The organism is Roseateles sp. GW821-FHT09H10 (genome assembly GCF_059415865.1).
On the sequence record NZ_JBWKOB010000002.1, the window covers coordinates 721129 to 743413 of the forward strand.

At 70.1% G+C, this 22285-nt stretch carries 22 protein-coding genes; 14 read left to right on the forward strand and 8 right to left on the reverse strand.

Annotation, left to right across the window (positions count from 1 at the left end; all coding sequences use genetic code 11):
* Nucleotides 1-6: 6 nt before the first annotated feature.
* Complete coding sequence (gene aptA / locus AC07OY_RS11230; RefSeq protein ID WP_495042656.1) at nucleotides 7-1353, reverse strand: omega-aminotransferase AptA; 1347 nt, start codon at nucleotides 1351-1353, stop codon at nucleotides 7-9.
* Nucleotides 1354-1441: 88 nt separating this feature from the next.
* On the opposite strand from aptA, the gene AC07OY_RS11235 reads away from it, so the two are divergent.
* The gene (locus AC07OY_RS11235) at nucleotides 1442-2374 is read left to right on the forward strand and encodes a LysR family transcriptional regulator (RefSeq protein ID WP_495042657.1); all 933 of its coding nucleotides are present in this window, start codon (nucleotides 1442-1444) and stop codon (nucleotides 2372-2374) included.
* Here AC07OY_RS11235 and AC07OY_RS11240 read toward each other — a convergent pair.
* On the reverse strand, nucleotides 2371-2838 hold the full coding sequence (locus AC07OY_RS11240) for a MarR family winged helix-turn-helix transcriptional regulator (protein WP_495042658.1): 468 nt from the start codon (nucleotides 2836-2838) through the stop codon (nucleotides 2371-2373). The genes AC07OY_RS11235 and AC07OY_RS11240 overlap by 4 nt on opposite strands.
* A 34-nt stretch (nucleotides 2839-2872) precedes the next feature.
* On the opposite strand from AC07OY_RS11240, the gene AC07OY_RS11245 reads away from it, so the two are divergent.
* The gene (locus tag AC07OY_RS11245; protein WP_495042659.1) at nucleotides 2873-3613 is read left to right on the forward strand and encodes a siderophore-interacting protein; all 741 of its coding nucleotides are present in this window, start codon (nucleotides 2873-2875) and stop codon (nucleotides 3611-3613) included.
* Between the two features lie 289 nt (nucleotides 3614-3902).
* The gene (locus tag AC07OY_RS11250; RefSeq protein ID WP_495042660.1) at nucleotides 3903-5777 is read left to right on the forward strand and encodes a phosphoenolpyruvate carboxykinase (GTP); all 1875 of its coding nucleotides are present in this window, start codon (nucleotides 3903-3905) and stop codon (nucleotides 5775-5777) included.
* A 57-nt stretch (nucleotides 5778-5834) separates the two neighbouring features.
* On the opposite strand, the gene AC07OY_RS11255 is transcribed toward AC07OY_RS11250, so the two are convergent.
* Nucleotides 5835-6053 carry a hypothetical protein gene (locus AC07OY_RS11255; RefSeq protein WP_495042661.1) on the reverse strand — a complete coding sequence of 73 codons (219 nt, stop codon included), beginning with the start codon at nucleotides 6051-6053 and terminating at the stop codon, nucleotides 5835-5837.
* Between the two features lie 105 nt (nucleotides 6054-6158).
* Complete coding sequence (locus AC07OY_RS11260) at nucleotides 6159-7889, reverse strand: pectate lyase-like domain-containing protein (protein ID WP_495042662.1); 1731 nt, start codon at nucleotides 7887-7889, stop codon at nucleotides 6159-6161.
* A 144-nt stretch (nucleotides 7890-8033) separates the two neighbouring features.
* Between AC07OY_RS11260 and AC07OY_RS11265 the strand changes: the two genes are divergently transcribed.
* Nucleotides 8034-8324 (forward strand): hypothetical protein, encoded by a 291-nt coding sequence (locus tag AC07OY_RS11265; RefSeq protein WP_495042663.1) that lies wholly within the window; start codon nucleotides 8034-8036, stop codon nucleotides 8322-8324.
* Here AC07OY_RS11265 and AC07OY_RS11270 read toward each other — a convergent pair.
* The 3 genes from AC07OY_RS11270 to AC07OY_RS11280 are packed head-to-tail and all read right to left on the reverse strand — an operon-like array spanning nucleotide 8321 to nucleotide 9991.
* Entirely contained in the window at nucleotides 8321-8863 is a 543-nt protein-coding gene (locus AC07OY_RS11270) for a DUF924 family protein (RefSeq protein WP_495042664.1), read from the reverse strand. The two genes, AC07OY_RS11265 and AC07OY_RS11270, sit on opposite strands and share 4 nt — an antisense overlap.
* On the reverse strand, nucleotides 8863-9081 hold the full coding sequence (locus tag AC07OY_RS11275; protein WP_495042665.1) for a hypothetical protein: 219 nt from the start codon (nucleotides 9079-9081) through the stop codon (nucleotides 8863-8865). Before AC07OY_RS11275 ends, AC07OY_RS11270 begins: the two co-directional genes overlap by 1 nt.
* A gap of 40 nt (nucleotides 9082-9121) precedes the next feature.
* Nucleotides 9122-9991: a hypothetical protein gene (locus AC07OY_RS11280; protein ID WP_495042666.1), complete on the reverse strand. Its 870-nt coding sequence runs from the start codon at nucleotides 9989-9991 to the stop codon at nucleotides 9122-9124.
* A gap of 207 nt (nucleotides 9992-10198) precedes the next feature.
* Here AC07OY_RS11280 and AC07OY_RS11285 point away from each other — a divergent pair, with 207 nt between their 5' ends.
* The 10 genes from AC07OY_RS11285 to AC07OY_RS11330 all read left to right on the forward strand — a co-directional run bounded on the left by AC07OY_RS11285 (nucleotide 10199) and on the right by AC07OY_RS11330 (nucleotide 21311).
* A complete protein-coding gene (locus AC07OY_RS11285; RefSeq protein WP_495042667.1) occupies nucleotides 10199-10972 on the forward strand; it encodes a CPBP family intramembrane glutamic endopeptidase in 774 nt (257 codons plus the stop codon).
* Nucleotides 10973-11016: 44 nt separating this feature from the next.
* On the forward strand, nucleotides 11017-11904 hold the full coding sequence (locus AC07OY_RS11290; RefSeq protein WP_495042668.1) for an AAA family ATPase: 888 nt from the start codon (nucleotides 11017-11019) through the stop codon (nucleotides 11902-11904).
* A gap of 4 nt (nucleotides 11905-11908) precedes the next feature.
* The gene (locus AC07OY_RS11295; RefSeq protein ID WP_495042669.1) at nucleotides 11909-13063 is read left to right on the forward strand and encodes a vWA domain-containing protein; all 1155 of its coding nucleotides are present in this window, start codon (nucleotides 11909-11911) and stop codon (nucleotides 13061-13063) included.
* Nucleotides 13064-13182: 119 nt separating this feature from the next.
* On the forward strand, nucleotides 13183-13503 hold the full coding sequence (locus AC07OY_RS11300) for a BON domain-containing protein (RefSeq protein WP_495042670.1): 321 nt from the start codon (nucleotides 13183-13185) through the stop codon (nucleotides 13501-13503).
* Nucleotides 13504-13581: 78 nt separating this feature from the next.
* Nucleotides 13582-14115, forward strand: coding sequence for an SRPBCC family protein (locus tag AC07OY_RS11305; RefSeq protein WP_495042671.1), 534 nt, complete (start codon nucleotides 13582-13584; stop codon nucleotides 14113-14115).
* 100 nt (nucleotides 14116-14215) lie between these two features.
* On the forward strand, nucleotides 14216-14785 hold the full coding sequence (locus tag AC07OY_RS11310; RefSeq protein WP_495042672.1) for a DUF7010 family protein: 570 nt from the start codon (nucleotides 14216-14218) through the stop codon (nucleotides 14783-14785).
* 92 nt (nucleotides 14786-14877) lie between these two features.
* A complete protein-coding gene (locus AC07OY_RS11315) occupies nucleotides 14878-15963 on the forward strand; it encodes an acyltransferase family protein (RefSeq protein ID WP_495042673.1) in 1086 nt (361 codons plus the stop codon).
* A gap of 189 nt (nucleotides 15964-16152) precedes the next feature.
* The gene (locus tag AC07OY_RS11320; protein WP_495042674.1) at nucleotides 16153-18123 is read left to right on the forward strand and encodes a ferritin-like domain-containing protein; all 1971 of its coding nucleotides are present in this window, start codon (nucleotides 16153-16155) and stop codon (nucleotides 18121-18123) included.
* On the forward strand, nucleotides 18113-20911 hold the full coding sequence (locus AC07OY_RS11325; protein WP_495042675.1) for a PAS domain-containing hybrid sensor histidine kinase/response regulator: 2799 nt from the start codon (nucleotides 18113-18115) through the stop codon (nucleotides 20909-20911). Before AC07OY_RS11320 ends, AC07OY_RS11325 begins: the two co-directional genes overlap by 11 nt.
* Nucleotides 20912-20924: 13 nt before the next feature.
* Nucleotides 20925-21311, forward strand: a complete 387-nt coding sequence (locus AC07OY_RS11330; RefSeq protein WP_495042676.1) for a DUF488 domain-containing protein — start codon at nucleotides 20925-20927, stop codon at nucleotides 21309-21311.
* A gap of 78 nt (nucleotides 21312-21389) precedes the next feature.
* On the opposite strand, the gene AC07OY_RS11335 is transcribed toward AC07OY_RS11330, so the two are convergent.
* Nucleotides 21390-22085, reverse strand: coding sequence for a helix-turn-helix transcriptional regulator (locus tag AC07OY_RS11335; RefSeq protein ID WP_495042677.1), 696 nt, complete (start codon nucleotides 22083-22085; stop codon nucleotides 21390-21392).
* Between the last annotated feature and the right edge of the window lie 200 nt (nucleotides 22086-22285).

Consider the following 22285-nt stretch of genomic DNA (forward strand, 5'->3'; position numbering starts at 1 on the left):
GAAGAGTTAGGCGGTCGCGTTGAAACAGTCGCCCAGCGCCGAGACCAGCGTGTCGATTTCTGCTTCCGTGCTGATGAAGGGCGGCGCGAGCTGGATGGTGTCGCCGCCATAGCGCACATAGAAGCCCTTGGCGTACATGGCCATCGCGATGTCGAAGGGGCGCTTGGCCGGCTCGCCGGGCAGCGGCGTGACGGTGATGCCGGCGGCCAGGCCGTAGTTGCGGATGTCGGCGACATGCTTCGCAGTCTTCAGGCCGTGCACCGCGGCCTCGAACTTGGGCGCCAGCGCCTTCACGCGCTCCAGCGCGTGGTCGCTCTCCAGCAGGTCCAACGAGGCGATGCCCGCCGCACAGGCGACCGGGTGGGCCGAGTAGGTGTAGCCGTGCGGAAACTCCAGCAGGTAGTCCGGCCCGCCTTCGGCCATGAAGGCGTCGTGGATCTCCTGCTTGGCCACCACCACGCCGAGCGGCTGCACGCCGTTGGTGATCTGCTTGGCGGCGTTGAGGATGTCGGGCGTGACGCCGAAGGCCTCCGCGCCCGTCCAGGCGCCGGCGCGGCCGAAGCCGGTGATGACCTCGTCGAAGATCAGCAGGATGTTGTGCGCCGTGCAGATCTCGCGCAGCCGCTGCAAATAGCCCACCGGCGGGATGACGACGCCGGCCGAGCCGGAGAAGGGCTCGACGATGACTGCGGCGATGTTGCTGGCGTCGTGCAGCGCGATCAGCTGCAGCAGCTCGTCCGCCAGCGCCGCGCCCATGGGGCCTTCCTGCGGCGGCATGCCCTTGAAGAAGCTGCCGTTGGGCGGCTGGGTGTGGGGCAGGTGGTCGGCCTCGACGCCCTGGCCGAAATGCTTGCGGTTGCCCACCATGCCGCCGACCGAGATGCCGCCGAAGTTGACGCCGTGGTAGCCCTTGGCGCGGCCGATCAGCCGCGTCTTGGTGGCCTGGCCCTTCACGCGCCAGTAGGCCCGGGCCATCTTCAGCGCGGTGTCGGCCGACTCCGAACCCGAGCCGGTGAAGAACACGCGGTTCAAGCCGGCCGGCATCTTCTGGACGATCTTGTTGGCCAGCTCGAAGGACAGCGGGTGGCCGAACTGGAAGGCGGGCGAATAGTCCAGCTCGCGCACCTGGCGGCTGACGGCGTCGACGATCTCCGTGCGCGCATGGCCCAGCCCCGTGCACCACAGGCCCGACAAGCCGTCGAAGACCTGACGGCCGTCGTCGGTGCGGTAGTAGGCGCCGGCGGCACCGGTCAGCAGGCGGGGGTTGGCCTTGAACTGCCGGTTGCCGGTGAAGGGCATCCAGTGGGCGTCCATCCAGCCGGCCGGGCGGTCTTGGTCTGCGGTGAGCGTCATGGTGTCTCGTGCGAGTGGATTGCGGCGCATCGTGCCCGGGCCGATGCTTGTAGACAATGACAACATCGCCATGTCTACTTGCCGGCCTATGAAACCAAACGACACGCGTCTTCCCGGCCAGATTGCAGACGTGGACCTGCGCTTGCTGCGGGTCTTCAAGGCCGTCGTCGAGTGCGGCGGCATGGCGGCGGCGGAGCTGGAGCTGAACGTGGGCATGCCGACCATCAGCCGGCAGGTCAAGGACTTGGAGGAGCGCCTGGGCCTGGTGTTGTGCCGCCGCGGCCGCGCCGGTTTTGCGCTGACGGCCGAGGGCGCCGAGCTGTACGCGGCGGCGCTGCAGCTGCTGTCCGCCACCACCGACTTCCGCGCCCGGCTGGAAGAAATCCACCACCAGATCGGCGGCGAGCTGCACCTGGCGCTGTTCGAGAAGACCGTCAGCAACCCGGCCTGCCACATCGACCGCGCGCTGGCGCAGTTCCACGAGGCGGCGCCCGGCGTGAAGCTGCACGTCCATGTCGGCACCATCACCGACATCGAGCAGGGGGTGTTGTCAGGCCAGTTCCAGGTCGGCGTCATTCCCGAGCACCGCCGCTCCGACAGCCTGGCCTACCGGCCGCTGTTCGACGAGCAGATGCATCTCTACGCCGGCAGCAACCACCCCTGGTTCAAGGCCGACCACCGTTGGAGCTGGGCCGACCTGAGACGCCAGCAGCTGGCCGGCCTGGGCTATCACTCGCCCAACCTCGTGCTGACGCACCGGCGCCAGCTGGAGCGGGCCGCCACGGCTTCCGACCAGGAAGGCGTGGCCACGCTGATCCTGAGCGGCTGCTTTGTCGGCTTCCTGCCCGACCACTATGCGCAGCCCTTTGTCGACGCCGGCCGCATGCGCGCGGTGTCCGTCGACGAGTTGAGCTATGACTGCAGCTTTGCCTGCATCTACCGCAACGACCCGACACCGACGCGCGCCGCCGGCCTGCTGGTGCAGGCCCTCGAGGCAGCACATGCCAAGGACAGGCCCTAGTCGGCCTGCTCCAGGTTCTCGCGCAGCTTGGCGAGCAGCGCCAGCAGCTGCCGGCACTCCGCCTCGTCCAGCCCGCCCACGGCCTGGGCCGCCACCTTCTGCCCCTGCCGGCGCACCTGCTGCTGCAAGGCCTTGCCCGCGGCGCTGACCTGCAGGCGCACGCTGCGCTTGTCGGCCGCATCGGCGCCGGCCTCCAACAGGCCGCGCTCGCGCAGGCCGGCAATCAGCCGCGCCACCTGGCCCTTGTCGCGCCCGGAGTGCTGCACCAGCTCGCTCTGCGTGGCGCCGGGCCGCGAGGCGAAGAAGCCCAGGGTCTTGGCCTCCATGTGGCTGAGGTCATGCGCCGCTTCCTTCAGCGCCTGGAACTGCAGCGAGCGGAACAGGTGCATGACCTTGTGCACGCTCTCCACGACATCCTCGGCCAGGCCGGGCTTATGGTTGACAATATCAACTTGTTTGCGCATGATGGATGACATTATCAACCAATACCCATCCGCCATGTCCGAACCCACCACCCCGGTGCGCCGCATCCAGCGAGTGCGCCATGAACTGCTGCGCCGCGAGCTCGAGGTCACGCACGTCGAGCAGCTCAGCCCCAACTTCATCGCCGTCACCTTGAAGGGCGAATCCCTGGCGAGCTTTCGCTCCGACTCCTTCGACGACCATGTGAAGGTCTTCTTTGACGAGAGCGCCGCCGAGCCGGCCCGCCGCGACTACACGCCGCGCCGCTTCGACACCGAGGCTCGCGAGCTGACGCTGGAGTTCGCGCTGCACGGCAGCGGCGCGGCCTCCGACTGGGCGCGCCAGGCCAGCGCCGGCCAGCCGCTGGTGGTGGGCGGCCCACGCGGCTCCATGATCATCCCGACAGACTACGACTGGCATCTGCTGATCGGCGACGACTCGGCCCTGCCGGCCGTGCACCGCCGCCTGGAAGAGCTGCCCGAAGGCAGCCGCGCCATCGCCGTCCTGCAGCTCGGCGACGCCGGCGACCGCCGCATGCTGACCAGCCGCGCCAACCTGCAAGTCCAGTGGGTGCAGACCACCGACGAGCTGCTGTCCACCGTCGGCGCGCTGGCCCTGCCCGAGGGCGAGGGCTTTGCTTGGGCGGCGGGCGAGGCTTCGGTGATGGCTCGGGTCCGGCAACTGCTCGTCGACAAGGCCTTGCCCAAGGAGGCCATGAAGGTGGCAGCCTATTGGAAGGCCGGTGCCATGGCCTTTCACGAGACGCTGGAGAGCTGACGGCGAAGCGGGACCTACGGCTGGGAAGCGGGCGGCAGGACAGCGCCGTCCCACCCAAAGTTGCACGAAGTTTCACGCCGCCTTCGCGCAAACCCTAGGCCCGCTTCGCCACAGCCGTGAGCCTCTCGCCCATGACAGCATGGCGTTATTCCTGTTTTGCATGACCCCACCGACCCGGGTGGTTACGGCGTGATTACATTGGATTCGACAATCCACCTCCTCAGGTTCGGTGTGCTTGGGCCAGCTCGCTGGCTGCCCCAAACACATTCCCATGATTGGAGCTTTCGCCATGAACCAACCCGCCATGCAGGGGCTGCGGCTGAACCTGCCCGCCTATGTCAAGAACGCCCGGCTGATCGCCTGGGTGGCCGAGATCGCGGCGCTCACCGAGGCCGCCGACATCTACTGGTGTGACGGCAGCGCCGACGAATACCAGCGCCTGTGCGACCAGCTCGTCGCCGCCGGCACCTTCAAGAAGCTGAACCCGGCCCTGCGCCCCGGCAGCTATCTGGCCAACTCCGACCCCAGCGACGTCGCCCGCGTCGAGGACCGCACCTATATCTGCACCGCAGCCAAGGAAGACGCCGGCCCGACCAACAACTGGATGGCCCCGGCCGAGATGCGCGAACTGCTGCAGACCGGTGACAAGGCCCTGTTCAAGGGCTGCATGCGCGGCCGCACGCTGTACGTCGTGCCCTTCAGCATGGGCCCGCTGGGCAGCCCCATCGCCCACATCGGCGTGGAGCTGAGCGACAGCCCCTATGTGGCCGTCAACATGCGCACCATGACGCGCATGGGCCGCGCCGTCATCGAGCTGCTGGGCACCGATGGCGATTTCGTCCCCTGCGTGCACACCGTGGGCGCACCGCTGGAAGCCGGCCAGGCCGACGTCTCGTGGCCCTGCAACAAGACCAAGTACATCGTCCACTACCCCGAGACGCGCGAAATCTGGTCCTACGGCTCGGGCTATGGCGGCAACGCACTGCTGGGCAAGAAGTGCTTCGCGCTGCGCATCGCCTCCACCATGGGCCGCGACCAGGGCTGGCTGGCCGAGCACATGCTGGTGCTGGGCGTCGAAAGCCCCGCCGGCAAGAAGATGCACGTCGCCGCCGCCTTCCCCAGCGCCTGCGGCAAGACCAACTTCGCGATGCTGATTCCGCCGGCCGCCTTCAATGGCTGGAAGATCACCACCATCGGCGACGACATCGCCTGGATCAAGCCGGGTGCCGATGGCAAGCTGTACGCCATCAACCCCGAAGCCGGCTACTTCGGCGTTGCCCCGGGCACCAACTCGCACACCAACCCCAACTGCATGGACAGCCTGCAGCGCGACGTGATCTTCACCAACGTGGCGCTGACCGATGACGGCGACGTGTGGTGGGAAGGCATGAGCGACACGCCGCCGGCCCACGCCATCGACTGGCAGGGCAAGGACTGGACGCCGGCCATCGCCAAGGAAACCGGCGCCAAGGCCGCCCACCCCAACGCCCGCTTCACGGTGGCCGCCACCAACAACCCGGCCCTGGACGCCAACTGGGACAACCCGGCGGGTGTCGCCATCGATGCCTTCATCTTCGGCGGCCGCCGCTCCACCACGGTGCCGCTGGTGACCGAGGCGCGCGACTGGACCGAAGGCGTCTACATGGCCGCCACCATGGGCTCGGAAACGACCGCCGCCGCCGCGGGCCAGCAGGGCATCGTGCGCCGCGACCCCTTCGCCATGCTGCCCTTCATGGGCTACAACATGGCCGACTACTTCCAACACTGGCTGGACCTGGGCGCCAAGCTTGAAGCCTCGGGCGCCAAGCTGCCCGCCATCTACTGCGTCAACTGGTTCCGCAAGGGCGCCGACGGCAAGTTCGTCTGGCCCGGCTATGGCGAGAACATGCGCGTGCTGAAGTGGATGCTGGATCGCCTGGAAGGCACCGGCGGCGGCCAGGAGCATGTCTTTGGCGTGTCGCCCAGCTATGCCGACCTGAACTGGGAAGGCCTGGACTTCTCGCAGGACAAGTTCGACACCGTCACCCGCATCGACGCCGCCGAATGGCAGGCCGAGATGAAGCTGCACGACGAGCTGTTCGCCCAGCTCGCCTTCCACCTGCCCGCAGCCCTGCCCGCCGTCAAAGCGCGCATCGAAGAGCGCCTCGCGAAAGCGGCCGGCTGAAAGATCTCATCACCTGTCCGGTGACACCTTCACGGGCGCCTTCGGGCGCCCGCTTTTTTAGCGCTTGCTGCCGAACACCAGCAGCAGGCCGCCGACGGCGATGGCGCCGACGCCCAGCCACATGGGGATGTTGACCTGCTCGGTCTGCTTGGCCGACACCTCGAGCGAGCCGACCTTCATGACGGTCTTGTCCTTGGTGTAGCTGAAGCCGCCCATGGCGAGGCTGACCGCGCCGATGACGAGCAGCAGGATGGCAATGATCTTGGTGGCACCCATGGCGCTCTCCTGATTTGAGGTGCGCTCAGTCTCAGGGCGACACGGTGTGACAAACGGTGTCCGACGGCGCAACCCGCTGTCAGACGAAGCCGACAGCGCGTCGTTTCACGGGTAGTCCTTCAGCGTCGCCGTATTGCTGCCGCCCTTGCAACGGGCCGCATCGCCCGCGTCGTTGATGACGTGCTCGATGCTGCCCTTGTCCACCAGGCAGACAGTGATCATGTGGTGCATGCGCACGCCGGGCACCTGGGGCACCTCGAAGGCGCGGTCCAGCACCACATCGGGCTTCAGGAAGACGCTGTAGGCCCCCAGGCCCCAGGCCTCATGGCGGGCCACCGTGTCGGCCACCTTGTAGGCCGCATAGCCGCGGCCGCCCGCGGCGTTCGTCCACTCGGGTTGCGTGGGCGGGTCATAAGGGATCTCGGACTGGTAGAAATAGACCCGTCCGCCGTTGCCCCGCCAGACCACCTGCTCCTTCTGGAAGTGCTCGACGAAGAGGCCGTAGATGGTCACGTCCTCGCCATTGACCCACAGGCCGTGGGCGGAGGGGTTGCTGGTCCAGCTGACGCCTTCGCCATGGTCGGCGCGCCAGATCCAGGTGTGGTCGACCAGGGTGTCGTGGGCGTTGATGCGCAGGGCCGTGTCCACCTGGCCGGCCGCGGCGCCGCCGATGCGGAAGAACAAGTCGTGCAGCACGATGGGGTCCGCCTTGTGACGCTTCTTCGTACCCGCGGGCGCCACCTCCATCAGCACGCCCGAGTCCTGCTTGCCGGCGTCCAGGAAGAGGCCGGAGATGGTCAGGCCGTCGACGTCGGCCGTCTTGATGAGGGGCTGGCCGTTGTCCGAGCGCAGCGTCGGGAAGCCGATGCCGAGCACCACCGTGCCGGGACGCTTGACGTGCAGGGTCTCGGTCAGCAGGTATTCGCCGGGCGTGAACAGCAGATGCTTGCCGGCGGCCAGCTGGGCATTCAGCGCCGCCGCCGTGTCGCCGGGCCGGGCGATGAAGAATTGGGTGATGGGCAGCGTCTTGCCGGGCGTGAGCACGCCATTCGCCCAGGAGATGCCGGCGCTGTCGCGCCGCAGCGCCGGCACGCGCACCGCGTACTGGCCCTTGGCGTCGATGAAGAGCCAGGGCTTCTCACGCACCAGCGGCGTCCTGGCGATCTTGGTGAAGCGCTGGCCCGGCGTCGGGAACTCGCCCGCCGGCTCGCCCTGCACGCCGACGAACACCATGTTCCAGTTCGAGCCCGTCCAGCTGGCCCACTGGCTGTTGCGCGAGATCCATTGCTGCTGCGTGGCCGAGTTGACCTGGCCGTCCACCAGCACGTCGGAGAACCAGCCGCCGCTGGCCCAGCCCTTGTCCTTGTTCAGCCGGATATTGCCGCGCACATGCATGCGCCGGAACGGGATGGCCTGCGAAACGGCCCACTGCATCGTGTTGTCGCCGATGCCCAGCGTCGGCGTCACCGCGAAGTTCTCGGCGCCGCGCCAGAAGTTCTGCGTCGCGTTGTCGCCATCGAGGAAGGGCGTGGAGCGCAGGTCGCCGATGACGTGCACATCGCCCGGCCGCGCGCCCAGGCCCAGCACATGGGTGTAGAAGCCGACCGGAATGCGCAGATCCTGGTAGGTGCCCGGCTTGAGCAGGATGGCATCGCGGCGCGGGCCGAAATGGTTGGGCTGCTGGGCGGCGTAGATCTCGTCGATGCGCTGCTGCATGCCGGGCGTCGACGGATCGAAGATGTGGACGTTGGGGCCGAAGTCGGGCATGCCGCCGGCAACAGCCGACACCGCCAGGCCGGTGGCCAGCACACCCATCGTCACTCGCTTGAACTGCATGTCTCTTCCTCGCCAGGCGGCTGGCTGTCGTTGTTTGGAATCGGTTCCACTTCCGCGATTGGATCACGCTCCACGAAACCAGGGCTTCAGGGTTACTCCTGCGCAGGGCGGCGCACAATGGCCCGAGTTGCGCAAGGAGCCCCGATGAGTCAAGGCTTTGGTCATGAAATGCCGGCACGGCACGTCCAGCAGGATCACCGCAAGGTCTCCCGCTACCTGGTCGTCATCGAGTCCAGCGCCGGCCCGGTCGCCAAGCTGTTCCTCGACAGCCGCGAGCAGGTGGGCGAATTCGATGCCGGTACCGAGGAGGTCGCCGTCATGACGCGCAGCGCGTCTTCATCGACGGGCGCCAGCGGCCCTGAGTGGGACAAGGCCCTGTCCGGCCACAGCGCCGAGGAGCGCGCGGCCGCCACCGTCCATCTGCTGGATATCTAGAAGCTCGAGCCCGGCTGCTTGAGGAACTCGACTTCCTCGGGCGTCGACTCGCGGCCGAGGATGGCGTTGCGGTGGGGATAGCGCCCGAAGCGGTCGACGATGGCCTTGTGCTTGAGCTCGAAGTCGTAGGTGCCCTCGGGCGCCCTGGCCTTCATCAGCGGTTCGGCCGCGGCATGGATGGCCGCGGACTCGCTGTGCATATAGGGCATGTAGAGGAAGGCCCGCCGCTCGACGGGCAGCTTCAGGTCGTCGCCCGCCGCGACGGCCTCCTGGGCGAGGGCCAGGGCCAGCGGGTCGGCCGCGAAGGCGCCCGGCGTGCCCCGGTGGATGTTGCGTGCGAACTGGTCCAGGGCGATGACCTCCGCGAGCCGGCCTTCGGGCGTGACACGCCAGCCGAACAGCTCGCAGCGCCTGGCCCGCTCGTGCAGATCGCCAAAGCGGCTGCGCACGAGCTCGTCGAAGGCCGGGTCGACCTTCCACCATTGGGCGGGCTGGATCTCCTCGAACCAGAAGCCCAGGACGTCCTCAGCGGTGGCCATCACTTGCGCCCGCCGAACAGCAGCAGCAAGCCGCCCACAGCGATGGCGCCCACGCCCAGCCAGACCGGCAGATTGACTTCCTCCTTCTGCTTGGCCGACAGCTCCAGCGGCCCCAGCTTCACCACGGTGCTGTCCTTGGTGTAGCTGAAGCCGCCCGTGGCGAGGCTGGCCGCACCGGCGATGAGGAGGAGCACGCCGACGATCTTGGCGAAATTCATGTCTGGCTTCCTGAATGCACAGGCCGCCAGCTTAAGGGCTTCACCAGGCGTAGCTGGCGGCCAGCAGGCCGTAGTTCGCGCTGTCGCGCTGGGGGCCTCGGCTGCGGCCGATGCCGGGCGTGATCGTCCAGCCCGCGCCGGCGGCGATGGCGGCCTTCATCTGCAGGCTGCGCAGCGTGCCGCCGTCATGCAGGCGGTCCTGCATCACCTCGCCGTTCAACGCGACGCCGTCGCTGATGCGATATGTCGCGCCGAGCTGATGGCTGCGGTCCAGGGCCGCCTCGTCGCGGTTGACGGCCGTGACGCGGCCGCCCAGCAGCGGCACGCCCGCCAGCAGGCCGCCGCTGGGGGTGGCCTGCGTCGTCGTGGTCTTGTAGTGGTTGCGCATCGTCGCGCCGTAGACGCTCAGACGCGGGCCCACGGCGACGGCGCCGTGCACGCCCACGCCATGGCCCTTGAGGCGCTGCTCGACCGGCGAGGCCGCCACCGCGCCTTGCGCACGGGCGTTGCGGCGGATCGCATCCACGCCGACATTGACGCCGTCGAACGGCTTCCAGTCGACCGCGGCTCCCACATCCGTGCGGCGCAGCCTGTCGCCATCGCGGCGCTGGCTGGCATTGACGCCGGCCTGCCAGGCCTTGCCGGCCACGCCGCCGCCGACCGACACCTGCCTGGGCTTGAGCGGCTCACCGCCAGCGGCATCTCGGCTGCGCGACTGCCCGGCGCCGAGCTGCACCCAGGCCCGCTCGCCGACCGGCAGGCTGAGGGCCGCCGCGGCGCTCTGGTTGCGCTGGCCATCACGCTGCACGGCGAGGTTGAGCGCGCGCTTGTCGGCATTCGGCGCGGCTTCCTCGGCCCGCGCGAGGCCGGCCAACAGCAGGAGGGCGACAATGAGGAGAGGCGATTTCATGGCGGTTTCCGTCGTGTTCCACGGGCCGGCCTGTCCGACCCCTTCAAGCCGACAACGGCGCCGAATGCCAATTCCTTCCCACTGCAGGTGTAAAGAGCTGCAAACACCGGCCGCCCGCCGCGAGGCCCGGGAGGCGGGCGCTAGAGTGGCCGCCCACAACGACAAATCGCGAGGGGAGGGCCGGCACGCGCCACCGCCCCGCCATGCATGCCGCAATCGCGCGACACCTTTCCCAACGCCTTTGAGGCCGCCTTCCTGGTGGCCTGCCTGTTCGCCGCCGAGTTCCTGATCGGCGCCGCCTTCCAGGACGCCCAGTCCCTGCTCGGCATGGACGCGCGCGACCTGATGAGCGTGGTCGTCGTGCTGGCCAACGGCCTCTTGCTGACGATCGTGATGCAGTGGTCGGGCCTGAGCTATGCCGCCCTCTTCCATCCCGCCCGCAGCTCGCCGCTGGCCGTCATGGGCCTGCTGAGCCTGCCCATCCTCTGCGTGGTGCCCGCGCTGGCCCTGGGCAATGTCGCCCTCGGGGCGCTGGTGGTCACGCTGTTCCCGATGTCTGCAGCGGACGCCGAGATGTTCGAGCGCATGGCCTCGGGCGGGTGGGTCACCGCGCTGACGGCCTGCCTCATCGCGCCCCTGGTCGAGGAGATGCTGTTCCGCGGCATCATCCTGCGCGGCTTCCTGCGCCAATACCCGCGCTGGCCGGCCCTGCTGGGCTCGGCCCTGCTGTTCGGCCTGTCGCACATGAACATCTACCAATGCGTGGCCGCCTCCATCGGCGGCCTCGTCATGGGCTGGCTGTACGAGAGGACGCGCTCGCTGTGGCCCGGCATCCTGCTACACGCGGGCTACAACGCGGCCCTCACCTTCGGCCTGTCGGGCGAAGAGGTGGTCGAGCCCACGCCCTGGCTGGTGGCCATCGTGCTGGCCGTGGCCGGCACGGTCCTGCTGCGCCGGCTGCTGCTGCCGCGACGGGCCTAGCGCCCCGATACTGCGGACACCGCGATTCAACAGGCCCTGCCGACATGAATCAGCCCCCGGCCAGCATCGATGCCATTGCTCAAAGCCTGCAGGCCCAGGCCTATCTGCCCTCGCGCGAGCTCGCCACCGCGGCCTTCCTCGCGCTGCGCCTGGGCCGGCCCCTACTGCTGGAGGGCGCGCCCGGCACCGGCAAGACCGCCATCGCGGCCGCCCTCGCCACGGCGCTGCAGCGGCCGCTGATCCGCCTGCAATGCTACGAAGGCCTGGACCTCGCGGCCGCCGCCTACGAATGGAACTATGCGCGGCAGATGCTGGAGATCCGCCTCGCCCAGGCTGGCGACGGCGGGCGTGCGGCGGACGAGTTGTTCGCGCGCCGCTTCCTCATCGAGCGCCCCCTGCTGCAGGCGCTGACGACGACGCCCGCGGCCGTGCTGCTGATCGACGAGCTCGACCGTGCCGACGCGCCCTTCGAGGCCTATCTGCTGGAGTTCCTGGCCGATTTCCAGATCACCATCCCCGAGCTCGGCACCATCACGGCCGCCGCGCCGCCCCTGGTCGTGCTGACCAGCAACCGCAGCCGCGAGATCCACGACGCCGTCAAGCGACGCTGCCTCTATCACTGGCTGGACTTTCCCGATGCCGCCCGCGAGCTGGCCATCGTGCGCGCCCGCCTGCCGGGCATCGAGCAGCGCCTCGCCGCGCAGGTCGTCGCCTTCGTGCAGGGCCTGCGCCGGCTGGACCTCTACAAGCTGCCGGGCCTGGCCGAGACGCTGGACTGGTCGCGCGCCCTCATCGAGCTGAACGCTGTCAGCCTCGACCCCGCCACCGTGCAGTCGACGCTGGGCGTGCTGCTGAAATACCAGGACGACATCGCCCGCGTGCAGGGCAGCGAGGCCGCGCGCCTGCTGAACGAGCTGCAAGCCATCGCCTGAAGCCATGGATAGGCTTGCCGAGAACGTGATGCATTTCGGCCGCGTGCTGCGCACGGCCGGCCTGCCCGTCGGCACCGACAGGCTGCTGCTCGCCGCCCAGGCCCTGGAGGCCGGCGGCCTGGCCTCGCGCGCCGACTTCCAGGCCGCGCTGGCCACCTGCCTCGTCGACCGACCCGAGCACCGTCCGCTGTTCGACCAGGCCTTCCACGTCTTCTGGCGCGACCCCGACCTGCTCGGCCGCATCATGGCCCTGCTGCTCCCGCAGGCCGAAGGACGCACGGCCGCGCCACCGCCGCCCGAGAACCGGCGCCTGGCCGACGCGCTGCTCCCCGCGGCGCCTGCGGCAGCGCCGCGCGCGGAGCAGGTCGACATCGAGGCGCGCCTGGACGCCGGCAACCGCGAGCTGCTGCAGCGGCGCGACTTCGACACCATGACGGCCGCCGAATGGGCTGCCGCCCGCCAGGCGCTCGCCGCCCTGCAGCCGCAGCTGGCGCAGCGCCTCACGCGGCGCCATGCGTTGGCCCGGCGCGGCCGCATCGCCTGGCGCGCCACGCTGCGCGCCGAGGCCCGCCGTGATTTCGCGCTGCCGGCCCGCGAGCAGCCGCGACTGAAACCTTCGCCCCTGGTGCTGCTGGCCGACATCTCCGGCTCCATGGGCCGCTATTCGCGCGTGCTGCTGCAGCTGGCCCAAGGCCTGCTGAATCCTGGCCCCGACTCGCGTCAGCAGTCCGGCGCCGAGGCCTTCGTGTTCGGCACGCGGCTCACGCGCATCACCCGCCAGCTCAAGGGCCGCGACCCCGACGCCGCCCTCGCCGCCGTGTCGGCCTCTGTGCCGGACTGGGCTGGCGGCACCCGCATCAGCGCCTGCCTGCATGCCTTCAACCGCGACTGGGCCCGCCGCGTGCTCGGCGGCGGCGCGGCCACCGTCATCCTCGTCACCGACGGACTGGAGCGCGACGACGCCACCGAGCTGGCCTTCGAGGCCGAGCGGCTGCGCCTCTCCTGCCGCGAGCTGATCTGGCTGAACCCGCTGCTGCGTTTCGACGCTTTCGAGCCGCGCGCGGCCGGCGTGCGCGCCCTGCTGCCGCAGGTCAGCCGCCACCTGCCGGTGCACAACCTCGACAGCATCAGCCAGCTGCTGGACGCGCTGGCGCGATAGCCAACGTCCTACAGACAGGCGGCACGGCGTCCGCCCCGCGGGCCCAGCGCCTCTGCATAAATTTCGGTTTCGACGGTGCCCATCCGGTGCATCCGCTTCCGATGAAAGGAACCCACATCATGAAGCTCTCGAAATTTGCTGCCCTCGTTGTCGCCGGCGCCTTCGCCGTTCCGCTGGCCAGTTATGCCGCCGACAAGCCCGCCGGTACCGCCAAGGTCTGGGTCAAGGACTCGGTCGTGACGACCAAGATCAAGACCCAGCTGGCCGCCAGCAAGGTCTCGTCGCTGGCCACCGTGCACGTCGACACCGATGCCGACGGCTGGGTGCAGCTGACCGGCAAGGTCGCCTCGCAGGCCGAGAAAGACCGCGCCGAGGCCATCGCCAAGGCCGTGGAAGGCGTCAAGTCGGTCGACAACCAGCTGGCCGTCACGCCGAAGTAAACCCCGCGCCCCCCGGCCCACGGCCCGCCCGCCCCGGCGGGCCGTGTCTTTTTCAGGGCCGGCCGTCAGAATGCGGCGATGAACCTGACCGGCCAGCAGCACCTGCCCGTGTCCCAGGCCCAGGCCTGGGCCGCGCTGAACGACACGACGATGTTGCAGGCGGCCCTGCCCGGCTGCGAGGCCCTCACGCCCAGCGGCGACAACGGCTACGACGTGCTGATGGCCGTGTCCATCGGCCCGGTCAAGGCAAAGTTCAAGGGCCGGCTGCAGCTGTCCGAGCTGGCGCCGCCGCAGAGCTATCGCCTCAGCTTCGAAGGCTCGGGCGGTGCGGCCGGCCATGGCAAGGGCCAGGCCCTGGTGCAGCTGCAGGCCGTGGCGGCGCAGGACACCGTGCTGAGCTATGACGTGACCGCCAGCGTCGGCGGCAAGATCGCCCAGATCGGCTCCCGCCTCATCGATGCCGCCGCGCAGAAGCTGGCCGAGGACTTTTTCCTGCGTTTCCAGGCAGCGCTGGTCCAGCGGCATCCGCCAACGCCCGCTGCAGCCACACCGGCGCCACCGCCCGGCCGCCTGCACAGGCTGCGCGCCTGGCTGCGCAAGCTCTTCGGCTGAGCTTGCCGTTCGCCGCCCCGGCTGTCGATTCGTCGCCCGGCCGCTGACCCGGCCAGCCCCCCTGGCGAGACTGCGTCCATCGATTCCCAAGGAGACACCGATGAGCACGCTGGACCAAGAACTCGCCCTGTTCCGTCAACGCCGCTTCCTGGCCATGCCGCTGGCCGGCACCATCGCCTGGGGCCTGGTCGGCATCGCCGGCGCCCTGCTGCCGCTGCAGGCCGCCTGCATCGCCCTCTTCATCTGCACCGGCTGCATCGTCTACCTGGGCATGGGCCTGTCCAAGCTGACCGGTGAGAACTTCATGGACAAGAAGCGCCCCAAGAACCGCTTCGACGGCCTCTTCATGACCGGCGTCGCCCAGGCCGTGCTGGTCTATGCCATCGCACTGCCCTTTTACGGCCTGGACCGCAGCTCACTGCCGCTGACGGTGGGCATCCTGACCGGCCTGATGTGGCTGCCCTTCGGCTGGATCATCGGCAGCTGGGTGCCGGCCGCCCACACCGTCGTGCGCACCATCGCCATCGTCGCCGTCTGGCTGGCCTTCCCGGCCCAGCGCATGGTGCTGATCCCCGCCGTCATCGTCATCGCCTACCTGCCGACCATGTGGTGGCTGGAACGCCGCTGGCGCGGTTCTGCAAACAACAAGGCCATCTTCGTGACGGCTTGAAACCCCGCGGGATTTCCCCAGGGAGAGCCCGGTAGAATTTCACGCGTCCGACACAACGGGCCTGCCTGCGCAGGCCCGTTCTTTTTGTGCTGATGAATCCCTCGTCCTCCCGCCGCCTGCCGCATATCGACGTCCTCAAGGTCCTCGCCGCCCAGGTCATCGTGCTCCACCATCTCGTCAGCTACGGGCCCATCGCCCGCGCTGCCCATGACGCCCTGCCGCTGATGGCCGGCGCCCTGCATGAGTACGGCCGCATGGCAGTGCAGGTCTTCCTCGTCGTCGGCGGCTACCTCAGCGCCCGCGGCCTGTCGCCGCGCGGCCAGGCCCTGCAGGCCGGCCTGCCCGAGCTGCTGTGGCGGCGCTATCTGCGCCTGACGCTGCCCTTTCTCGCGGCGCTGCTGCTGACGCTGGGCATCTCGGGCCTCATCGCCTCGTCCTTGCCCGAGCTGGTGCCGGGCGCCATCAGCCTCGGCCAGCTGCTCGCCCACGCCTTGCTGCTGCACGACGTGCTGGGCTATGAAGCCCTGACGGTGGGCGCCTGGTATGTGGCCATCGACCTGCAGCTGTTCGCCCTGCTGGCGGGCCTGCTGTGGCTGGCGCGGCGCGGCTGGCGGCATCCGAGCCGCCTCGTCGTCGGCCCGCTGCTGGTGGCCGCGCTCGCGCTGGCCTCGGCCTTCGTCTTCAATCTCGACCCGGCGCTGGACGCCTGGGCACCCTATTTCTTTGCGTCCTATGGCCTCGGCGCCCTCGTGCACTGGCTCGGCCTGTGGCGCCACCGCCGCGCCGGCCTCGCGCTGCTGGCCGCGGCCATGGCCGCGGCGCTGATGCTGGAATGGCGCGACCGCCTCGCGCTGGCACTGCTGACGGCCCTGTGGCTCGCCTGGGCTCAACAGCGCCATGCCGAAGCCAGGCCGCTGCTGCCGGCCGCCTGGGCGGAGATGCTGGCGCGGGGCTCGGCGCAGTCCTATGCCCTCTTCCTGCTGCACTTCCCGGTGCTGCTGGCGACCAACGCCCTGCTGGCCCAGTTGCCCGCGGCGCCGGCCGGGGCGGGCGCGCTGGTGCTCGTCGCCACCTGGCTGCTGGCCAACGGCCTGGCCGTGCCCTTCCACCGCTGGGTGGAAGCACCCGCCGCGCGCTTCGACCCCTTGGCCTGGCTCCCACGCCTGCGCCCAGCCTGAACAAACGCCCCTCGCCCAGCCATGCCGCGCTGACGCGGGCAGGCCTGGTGGGTCCCCCGCTCTGGCGATGTGCTTGCCGGATTGACCGGCAAGCACATCGCCAGAGCGGGCCGGCTAGGGAGCGGCCCGGCGCTCGGCCCGCAAGCCGCGTGCTAATGTCCGATGCAGCCAGTCCGAGGACGCGCTTCCATGACAACTCCCACCGCGGCGCCCAGCCGCGAACAACTGCTGCATTGCCTCTACGAGGCCGCCGAGCTGGAGCACAACCTGATGTGCACCTATCTCTACGCGGCCTTCAGCCTGAAGCAGGGTGAGGCCGAGGGCCTGAGTGCCGCCGAGGCGGCCGCGACCGAGCGCTGGCGGCGCGAGATCACCGCCGTCGCCGTCGAGGAGATGGGCCACCTGGTCGCGGTCTGGAACATCACAGCCGCCCTGGGAGGCGCGCCGCGCATCGGCCGCGGCAACTTCCCACTGGACCCGGGCTATCTGCCGGCCAGCGTGGTCGTCAAGCTCGCCCCCTTCAATGAGGCGACGCTGCAGCACTTCATCTTCCTGGAGCGTCCCGAGGGCAGCACCGAGCAGGACGGCGCGGGCTTCGCGGCCGAGCGCCAGTTCACGCGCGGCTCCGACGTGCCGCGCGTGACGCCCATGGCCTGCGACTACGAGACCGTCGGCCACTTCTACCAGCAGCTCAGCACGGACCTGCGCGCCTTCGTCGACCTGCACGGCGAGCGGGCGGCCTTCGCCGGCGACCGCTGGCTGCAGCTCGGCCCCGACGAGCTCACCCTCGGCGGCGCCCGCCATGTGCTGTGCAGCAAGACAGCGCTGGCGGCCTTCGATGCCATCGTGCGCCAGGGCGAGGGCGCGACCACCGACAGCGAGACCTCGCACTACCACCGCTTCGCTGCCATCCGCACCGAACTGGCCGCGCTGCGCCAGGCCAACCCCGGCTTCGAACCCGCCTGGCCCGCCGCGACCAACCCGGTGCTGCGCCGCCCGCCGCGCCCCGAAGGCCGCGTCTGGCTGGAGAACCCCGATGCCAGCGCGGCGGTGGACGTGGCCAATGCCAGCTACGGCCTGATGCTGCGCCTGCTGGCCCAGAGCTATCTGATGCCCGGCCCCTCGGCCGAGAAGAGCCTCATCGTCGACCTCGGCGTCGGCCTGATGCGCGCCTTCACGCCGCTGGCCGAGCATGCTGCCCGCCTGCCCGCCGGCCCCAGCAATCCGGGCTGCCATGCCGGCGCCAGCTTCACGGCCCTGCGCGACGCGGCCGGCATGCCGCCGGGCCCGGCCGCGCGGCGCTATGTCATCGAGCGCCTCAGCCAGCTGGCCGATGCCGCCGCCGAGCTGCACGACCGCCTGGGCGCCGAGCGCAGCGGACGCGCCGCTCGCCAGCTGCAGGCCCTGCGGGAGCGCGCCGAACGTGGGCTGGACGTGAATGCGCCGGCGCCGACGCCTGCCGTCAAGGTCGCCGCCGCGCCGCCGCCGCCGGCGCCCCCCACCGAGGTCGTCGACGGCATCGAGGTCGTGCAGGGCGAGAAGATGGAACTGCGCTTCGAGGCCAAGCGCTGCATCCATGCGCGCTTCTGCGTGACGGGCGCGCCCAAGGTTTTCCTCGCCAATGTGCAGGGGCCGTGGATCAATCCCGACGCCATGCCCGTCGAGCGCCTGGTCGACATCGCCCATGCCTGCCCGTCCGGCGCCATCCAGTACAAGCGCAAGGACGGCGAGGCCGACGAGGCCGCACCGCCGGTCAACCTGCTGTCGGTGCGCGAGTCCGGGCCCTATGCCATCCGCGGCGCGCTGTCGCTGCGCGGCCAGTCCATCGGCACCCGCGCCACGCTGTGCCGCTGCGGCGCCAGCAAGAACAAGCCCTTCTGCGACGGCAGCCACCACGACATCCACTTCGCCGCCAGCGGCGAGCCCGAGACCGGCATGCTGGGCCTGTCCACGGACATGCCCGCCATGCGCGACGGCGCCATCGCCATCGAGCCGGAGCCCAACGGCCCGCTGCAGCTGCGCGGCCAGATCGAGGTGCTGAGCGGCACCGGCCGCATGGTCTGCCGCGTCACGCAGGCGCGGCTGTGCCGTTGCGGCGGCAGCCAGACCAAGCCTTTCTGCGACGGCAGCCACGCCCGCAATGGTTTCAGTGCCGACTGACGCCAACGAGACCCGCGACGCGCTGCAGCTGATGGCAGCGCGCACGCTGCTGTGGATCGTCGGCATCGTCGGCACCATCGCGGCGCTGATCGGCATCAGCGAAACGGCCCTGGGCATGCGCGCGCTGTGGGCCAGCCAGCGCCTGGTCGTCGGCCTCACGCTGCTGGGCGTCAGCGGCATGGGCTGGCTGCTGTGCCGCGCCGGCCGGGCGCGCGTGGCCACCACGCTGATGCTCGGCGGCACGCTGCTGGCGCTGTTCGCCCACGCAGCCCATATCGGCATCGGCGTGCATACCGTCATCCTGGCCGCGGGCGCCCTCGTCATCGCGCTGGGCGGCGGCGTGGCCGGCAATGGGGCGGCCGTGCTGCTGACCGCCTTCTATCTCGCCGGCATCGGCGTGCTGGCCAGCATGGAGGCCCAGGGCCTGATGCCGGGCCTGACCTCGCCGCGCCAGCCGCAGCTGTCGGATCGCCTCGTCGCCCACTTCCTGCTGGCCACCAGCGGCCTGGCTTCGGCCCTGCTGCTGAACCGCATCCTCGGTGCGGCGCTGACGCGCGCCATCGGCGAGGAAGCCCGCCTGGCCCGCCTCGTGAAGGCCGCCTACAACTGGGCCTGGGAGGCGGATGCCAAGTTCAACGTCAACTGGCTGTCCGACGAGTTCGAGGCCCTGTCCGGCCACAAGCGCGAGGACTTTCTGCGCATCGGCCAGCCCGGCGGCGCCATGCTGGTGCGCGATGCCGACTACCCGGCCTTCATCGAGGACATCCGGGCCAAGCGCGCCTACCGCGACCGCGTCATCGGCTTCCGCGCCCCCGATGGCCACCTGCTGTGGACGCTGAGCTCGGGCGAACCCGTCTTCGACGCCGACGGCGAACACATCGCCTGGCGCGGCGTCAGCCACAACATCACCGGCGAACGCCTGGCCCTGCAGCAGCACCAGCGCACCGCCAACATGCTGGACCGCGTGCTGCGCGCCAGCCCCGACGCCATCTGCGTGGCCCAGCTGGAGGACGGCCGCATCCGCTTCGCCAACTCGGGTTTCTGTGCCCTGGTGGGCCTGTCGCGCGACGAGCTGATGGGGCGCTCGGGCCGCGAGCTCGGCCTGTGGCCCGACAGCAGCGAGCCCAGGCGCCTGGCCGCCGAACTGGCCGCCTCGGGCATGGTGCGCGACTTCCGCTCGGCCCTGCTGGTGAACGGCGAATGGCGCGACGTGCTGGTGTCGGCCGCGACGCTGGACTGGGAGGGCGAGCCGGCCACCATGCTGATCGCCCGCGACATCACCGACCGCGAGCGCGCCCGCATCGAGGCCGAGGCCATCCTGGAGCACGCCAGCGTCGGCATCGCGCTGACGCGCGGCGAGCGCTTCGAGCGCGTCAACCACCACTGGCAGGAGATCTTCGGCGGCACCGAGCCCCAGCTCGCCGACGCGCACGGCCCCCTGCCCTCGGCCAGCCAGGTGGCCAGCGCCGCCCTGGCCTTTGAGCGCGACTTCATCCGCCCCGACGGCCGGCGCATCACGGTGCGCTTCAATGCCCGCGGCCTGCCGGCCACGCTGGCCGGCCGCAGCGGCCAGGACGGCGACCGCGCCACGCTGTGGGTGGCCGACGACGTCACCGAGAGGCGCCGCCAGGAGCGCGAGCTGCAGGCCGCCAAGCTGCAGGCCGAAGGCGCCAGCCGTGCCAAGAGCGCCTTCCTCGCGACCATGAGCCACGAGATCCGCACGCCGCTGAATGGCGTGCTCGGCCTGGCGCGGCTGCTGCAGCAGGGCGACCCCGACGACGCCCACCGCGACAAATACCTGTCCCACCTCGTCGGCGCGGCCGAGTCGCTGAACGAGATCGTCTCCAACGTGCTGGACCTGTCCAAGATCGAGGCGGGTCATCTCGAGCTGGAGACCATCGAGTTCGACCTGCACGCCCTGGCCCAGGCCAGCTTCGAGGGCTGCGCGGCCCTGGGCCGCGAGCGCGGCCTGGACATGCAGATCGAGCTGGCGCCCGGCCTACCGCGCTTGGTCATGGGAGACCCGCTGCGGGTGCGCCAGATCATGGCCAACTTCCTCGTCAACGCGCTGAAGTTCACCGAGCGTGGCCACATCCGGCTCAAGCTGTCGGCGGCCGACACCGACCGCGTGCGCATCGTCGTCGCCGACAGCGGCATCGGCGTGCCGCAAGAGCTGCAGGGCCGGCTCTTCCGCCCCTTTGCCCAGGCCGACGACTCGACGACGCGGCGCTTCGGCGGCACGGGCCTGGGCCTGTCCATCTGCCGCGAGCTGGCCACGCGCATGCAGGGCCGCGTCGGCGTGCAGAGCGATGGCAGCACCGGCTCCAGCTTCTGGGCCGAGCTGGCCCTGCCGACCAGCCTCACCATCGACGACACCGCCCAGCGCAAGCGCATCCCGCTGCCGCCACGCTATCCGCTGGCCGGCCAGCGCCTGCTCGTCGCCGAGGACAACCCCGTCAACCGCCTCATCATCACCGCCCTGCTGCAGCGCCTGGGTGCCGAGGTCGTCGAGGCCGAGGATGGCGACGAGGCCGTGCGTCTCGCACGCGAGCAGGCCGGGCGCCTGGACGGCGTGCTGATGGACCTGCACATGCCCAAGGTCGACGGCCTGAAAGCGACCCAGCTGCTGCGCGCCGACCCAGCCACGGCGACCCTGCCCATCCACGCCTTCACGGCCGCCGTGCTCGACCAGGAACGCCAGGCCGCGCTGGCGGCGGGCATGAATGGCTTCATCGCCAAGCCGGTCGCGGAAGAGGAAGTCATTCGCGTGCTCGGCCGGCAGCCTTGAGAGGAAGACCGCCATGCCCATCCGCATCGTGCAACTCGGCAGCCCGCGCAGCAAGGATGAGGGCACGCGCATCGGCACCGTGCGCCGCCCGCCGCGCGGCGTGCCCAAGGCGGAGTTCGCCAGCCGCGACTACTACGACATCTGGTTTCCCAACCTCGCGCCCAGCGTCGAGACCATGAAGCTGGGCCAGGCCGCCGGGACCGACGCCGAGTGGAAGGCGTTCACGAAGAAATACCACGCCGAGATGGCCGAGCCCGAGGCCCAGCATGCGCTGAGCCTGCTGGCCACCTTGTCGGCGCAGACGAATTTCTCGGTGGGCTGCTATTGCGAGGACGAGGCGAGATGCCATCGCTCGCTGCTGCGCGAATTGCTGCTGGACAAGGGTGCGAAATTCGCCTGACGGCGATAGATATGCTGGTTTCGAGTTGCGGGCCGAGCGCCCGCGTTCAGCGTGGCGCGCTGGGCGAGGGGCATCATTTCAGGCTCCCCCGTGCTCCTGCGCCTCGCGGCGCCGGTTCATGTCCGCCAGCGTCTTGCCCGCCTCGTCGCGGAAAGGCTCTTCCAGCACCTCCAGCGTCTCCACGCGGTCGACGCGGAAGCTGCGGAAGTCGTTGCGCAGCTCGCACCAGGCGGCCAGGGTCCAGACCGGGCCCCAGAACAGGCAGGCCAGGGGGCGCACGACGCGTTCGCTCTTCACGCCGCCCAGGTCCAGATAGCCCATCTTCAGCTTGCGCCTCGCCTCGGTGGCCTCGCGCATCGAGGTCAGATGGGCGCTGGTGGCCGGGTCCAGGGCCGGCAGCGGCGCATACAAGGCCAGGCTCTCGGCGGCCGCGCGGGCGTCCAGCGGCAGCACGGCGAGGATCTTGGACAGCGCGTTCTCGGCCTGGCGGGCCAGGGCTGCGTCCAGGCGCGACTCGGCCATGCGCACGGTGGCGACCAGGGCCTGGGCTTCTTGCTTGCTGAACATCAGCGGCGGCAGGTCGAAGCCCGCCCGCATGCGATAGCCCACGCCCGCCTCGCCCTCGATGGGCACGCCCTGCTGGCCCAGGGCCGCGATGTCGCGGTAGACGGTGCGCATCGACACCTCCAGGCGATGGGCGAGGTAGTCGGCCGTCGTGAGACGGCGCCCACGGATGAGCTGGACGATCTGGAAAAGGCGGTCGGCGCGGCGCATAACCGGGCATTGTGTGGCAGCAGGCACGACCCTTGCGAAAGGCAGGGGTCACCGACAACGACGTCGAACACCATCATGGCCATCTACGCCTCCTTCCAGGCCCGCGGCACCCGCGGCGCCGAACTGGCCACGCTGGGCGCCATCAGCGCCCCGCAGCCGTCATTGGCTCAGGACCAGCTTTTCGTCGCGCGCGCCGCGAC

Coding starts and splice junctions, on each gene's coding strand:
- aptA (WP_495042656.1), bottom strand. CDS start 1,353: ATGACGCTCACCGCAGACCAAGACCGCCCGGCCGGCTGGATGGACGCC.
- AC07OY_RS11235 (WP_495042657.1), top strand. CDS start 1,442: ATGAAACCAAACGACACGCGTCTTCCCGGCCAGATTGCAGACGTGGAC.
- AC07OY_RS11240 (WP_495042658.1), bottom strand. CDS start 2,838: ATGCGCAAACAAGTTGATATTGTCAACCATAAGCCCGGCCTGGCCGAG.
- AC07OY_RS11245 (WP_495042659.1), top strand. CDS start 2,873: ATGTCCGAACCCACCACCCCGGTGCGCCGCATCCAGCGAGTGCGCCAT.
- AC07OY_RS11250 (WP_495042660.1), top strand. CDS start 3,903: ATGAACCAACCCGCCATGCAGGGGCTGCGGCTGAACCTGCCCGCCTAT.
- AC07OY_RS11255 (WP_495042661.1), bottom strand. CDS start 6,053: ATGGGTGCCACCAAGATCATTGCCATCCTGCTGCTCGTCATCGGCGCG.
- AC07OY_RS11260 (WP_495042662.1), bottom strand. CDS start 7,889: ATGCAGTTCAAGCGAGTGACGATGGGTGTGCTGGCCACCGGCCTGGCG.
- AC07OY_RS11265 (WP_495042663.1), top strand. CDS start 8,034: ATGAGTCAAGGCTTTGGTCATGAAATGCCGGCACGGCACGTCCAGCAG.
- AC07OY_RS11270 (WP_495042664.1), bottom strand. CDS start 8,863: ATGGCCACCGCTGAGGACGTCCTGGGCTTCTGGTTCGAGGAGATCCAG.
- AC07OY_RS11275 (WP_495042665.1), bottom strand. CDS start 9,081: ATGAATTTCGCCAAGATCGTCGGCGTGCTCCTCCTCATCGCCGGTGCG.
- AC07OY_RS11280 (WP_495042666.1), bottom strand. CDS start 9,991: ATGAAATCGCCTCTCCTCATTGTCGCCCTCCTGCTGTTGGCCGGCCTC.
- AC07OY_RS11285 (WP_495042667.1), top strand. CDS start 10,199: ATGCCGCAATCGCGCGACACCTTTCCCAACGCCTTTGAGGCCGCCTTC.
- AC07OY_RS11290 (WP_495042668.1), top strand. CDS start 11,017: ATGAATCAGCCCCCGGCCAGCATCGATGCCATTGCTCAAAGCCTGCAG.
- AC07OY_RS11295 (WP_495042669.1), top strand. CDS start 11,909: ATGGATAGGCTTGCCGAGAACGTGATGCATTTCGGCCGCGTGCTGCGC.
- AC07OY_RS11300 (WP_495042670.1), top strand. CDS start 13,183: ATGAAGCTCTCGAAATTTGCTGCCCTCGTTGTCGCCGGCGCCTTCGCC.
- AC07OY_RS11305 (WP_495042671.1), top strand. CDS start 13,582: ATGAACCTGACCGGCCAGCAGCACCTGCCCGTGTCCCAGGCCCAGGCC.
- AC07OY_RS11310 (WP_495042672.1), top strand. CDS start 14,216: ATGAGCACGCTGGACCAAGAACTCGCCCTGTTCCGTCAACGCCGCTTC.
- AC07OY_RS11315 (WP_495042673.1), top strand. CDS start 14,878: ATGAATCCCTCGTCCTCCCGCCGCCTGCCGCATATCGACGTCCTCAAG.
- AC07OY_RS11320 (WP_495042674.1), top strand. CDS start 16,153: ATGACAACTCCCACCGCGGCGCCCAGCCGCGAACAACTGCTGCATTGC.
- AC07OY_RS11330 (WP_495042676.1), top strand. CDS start 20,925: ATGCCCATCCGCATCGTGCAACTCGGCAGCCCGCGCAGCAAGGATGAG.
- AC07OY_RS11335 (WP_495042677.1), bottom strand. CDS start 22,085: ATGCGCCGCGCCGACCGCCTTTTCCAGATCGTCCAGCTCATCCGTGGG.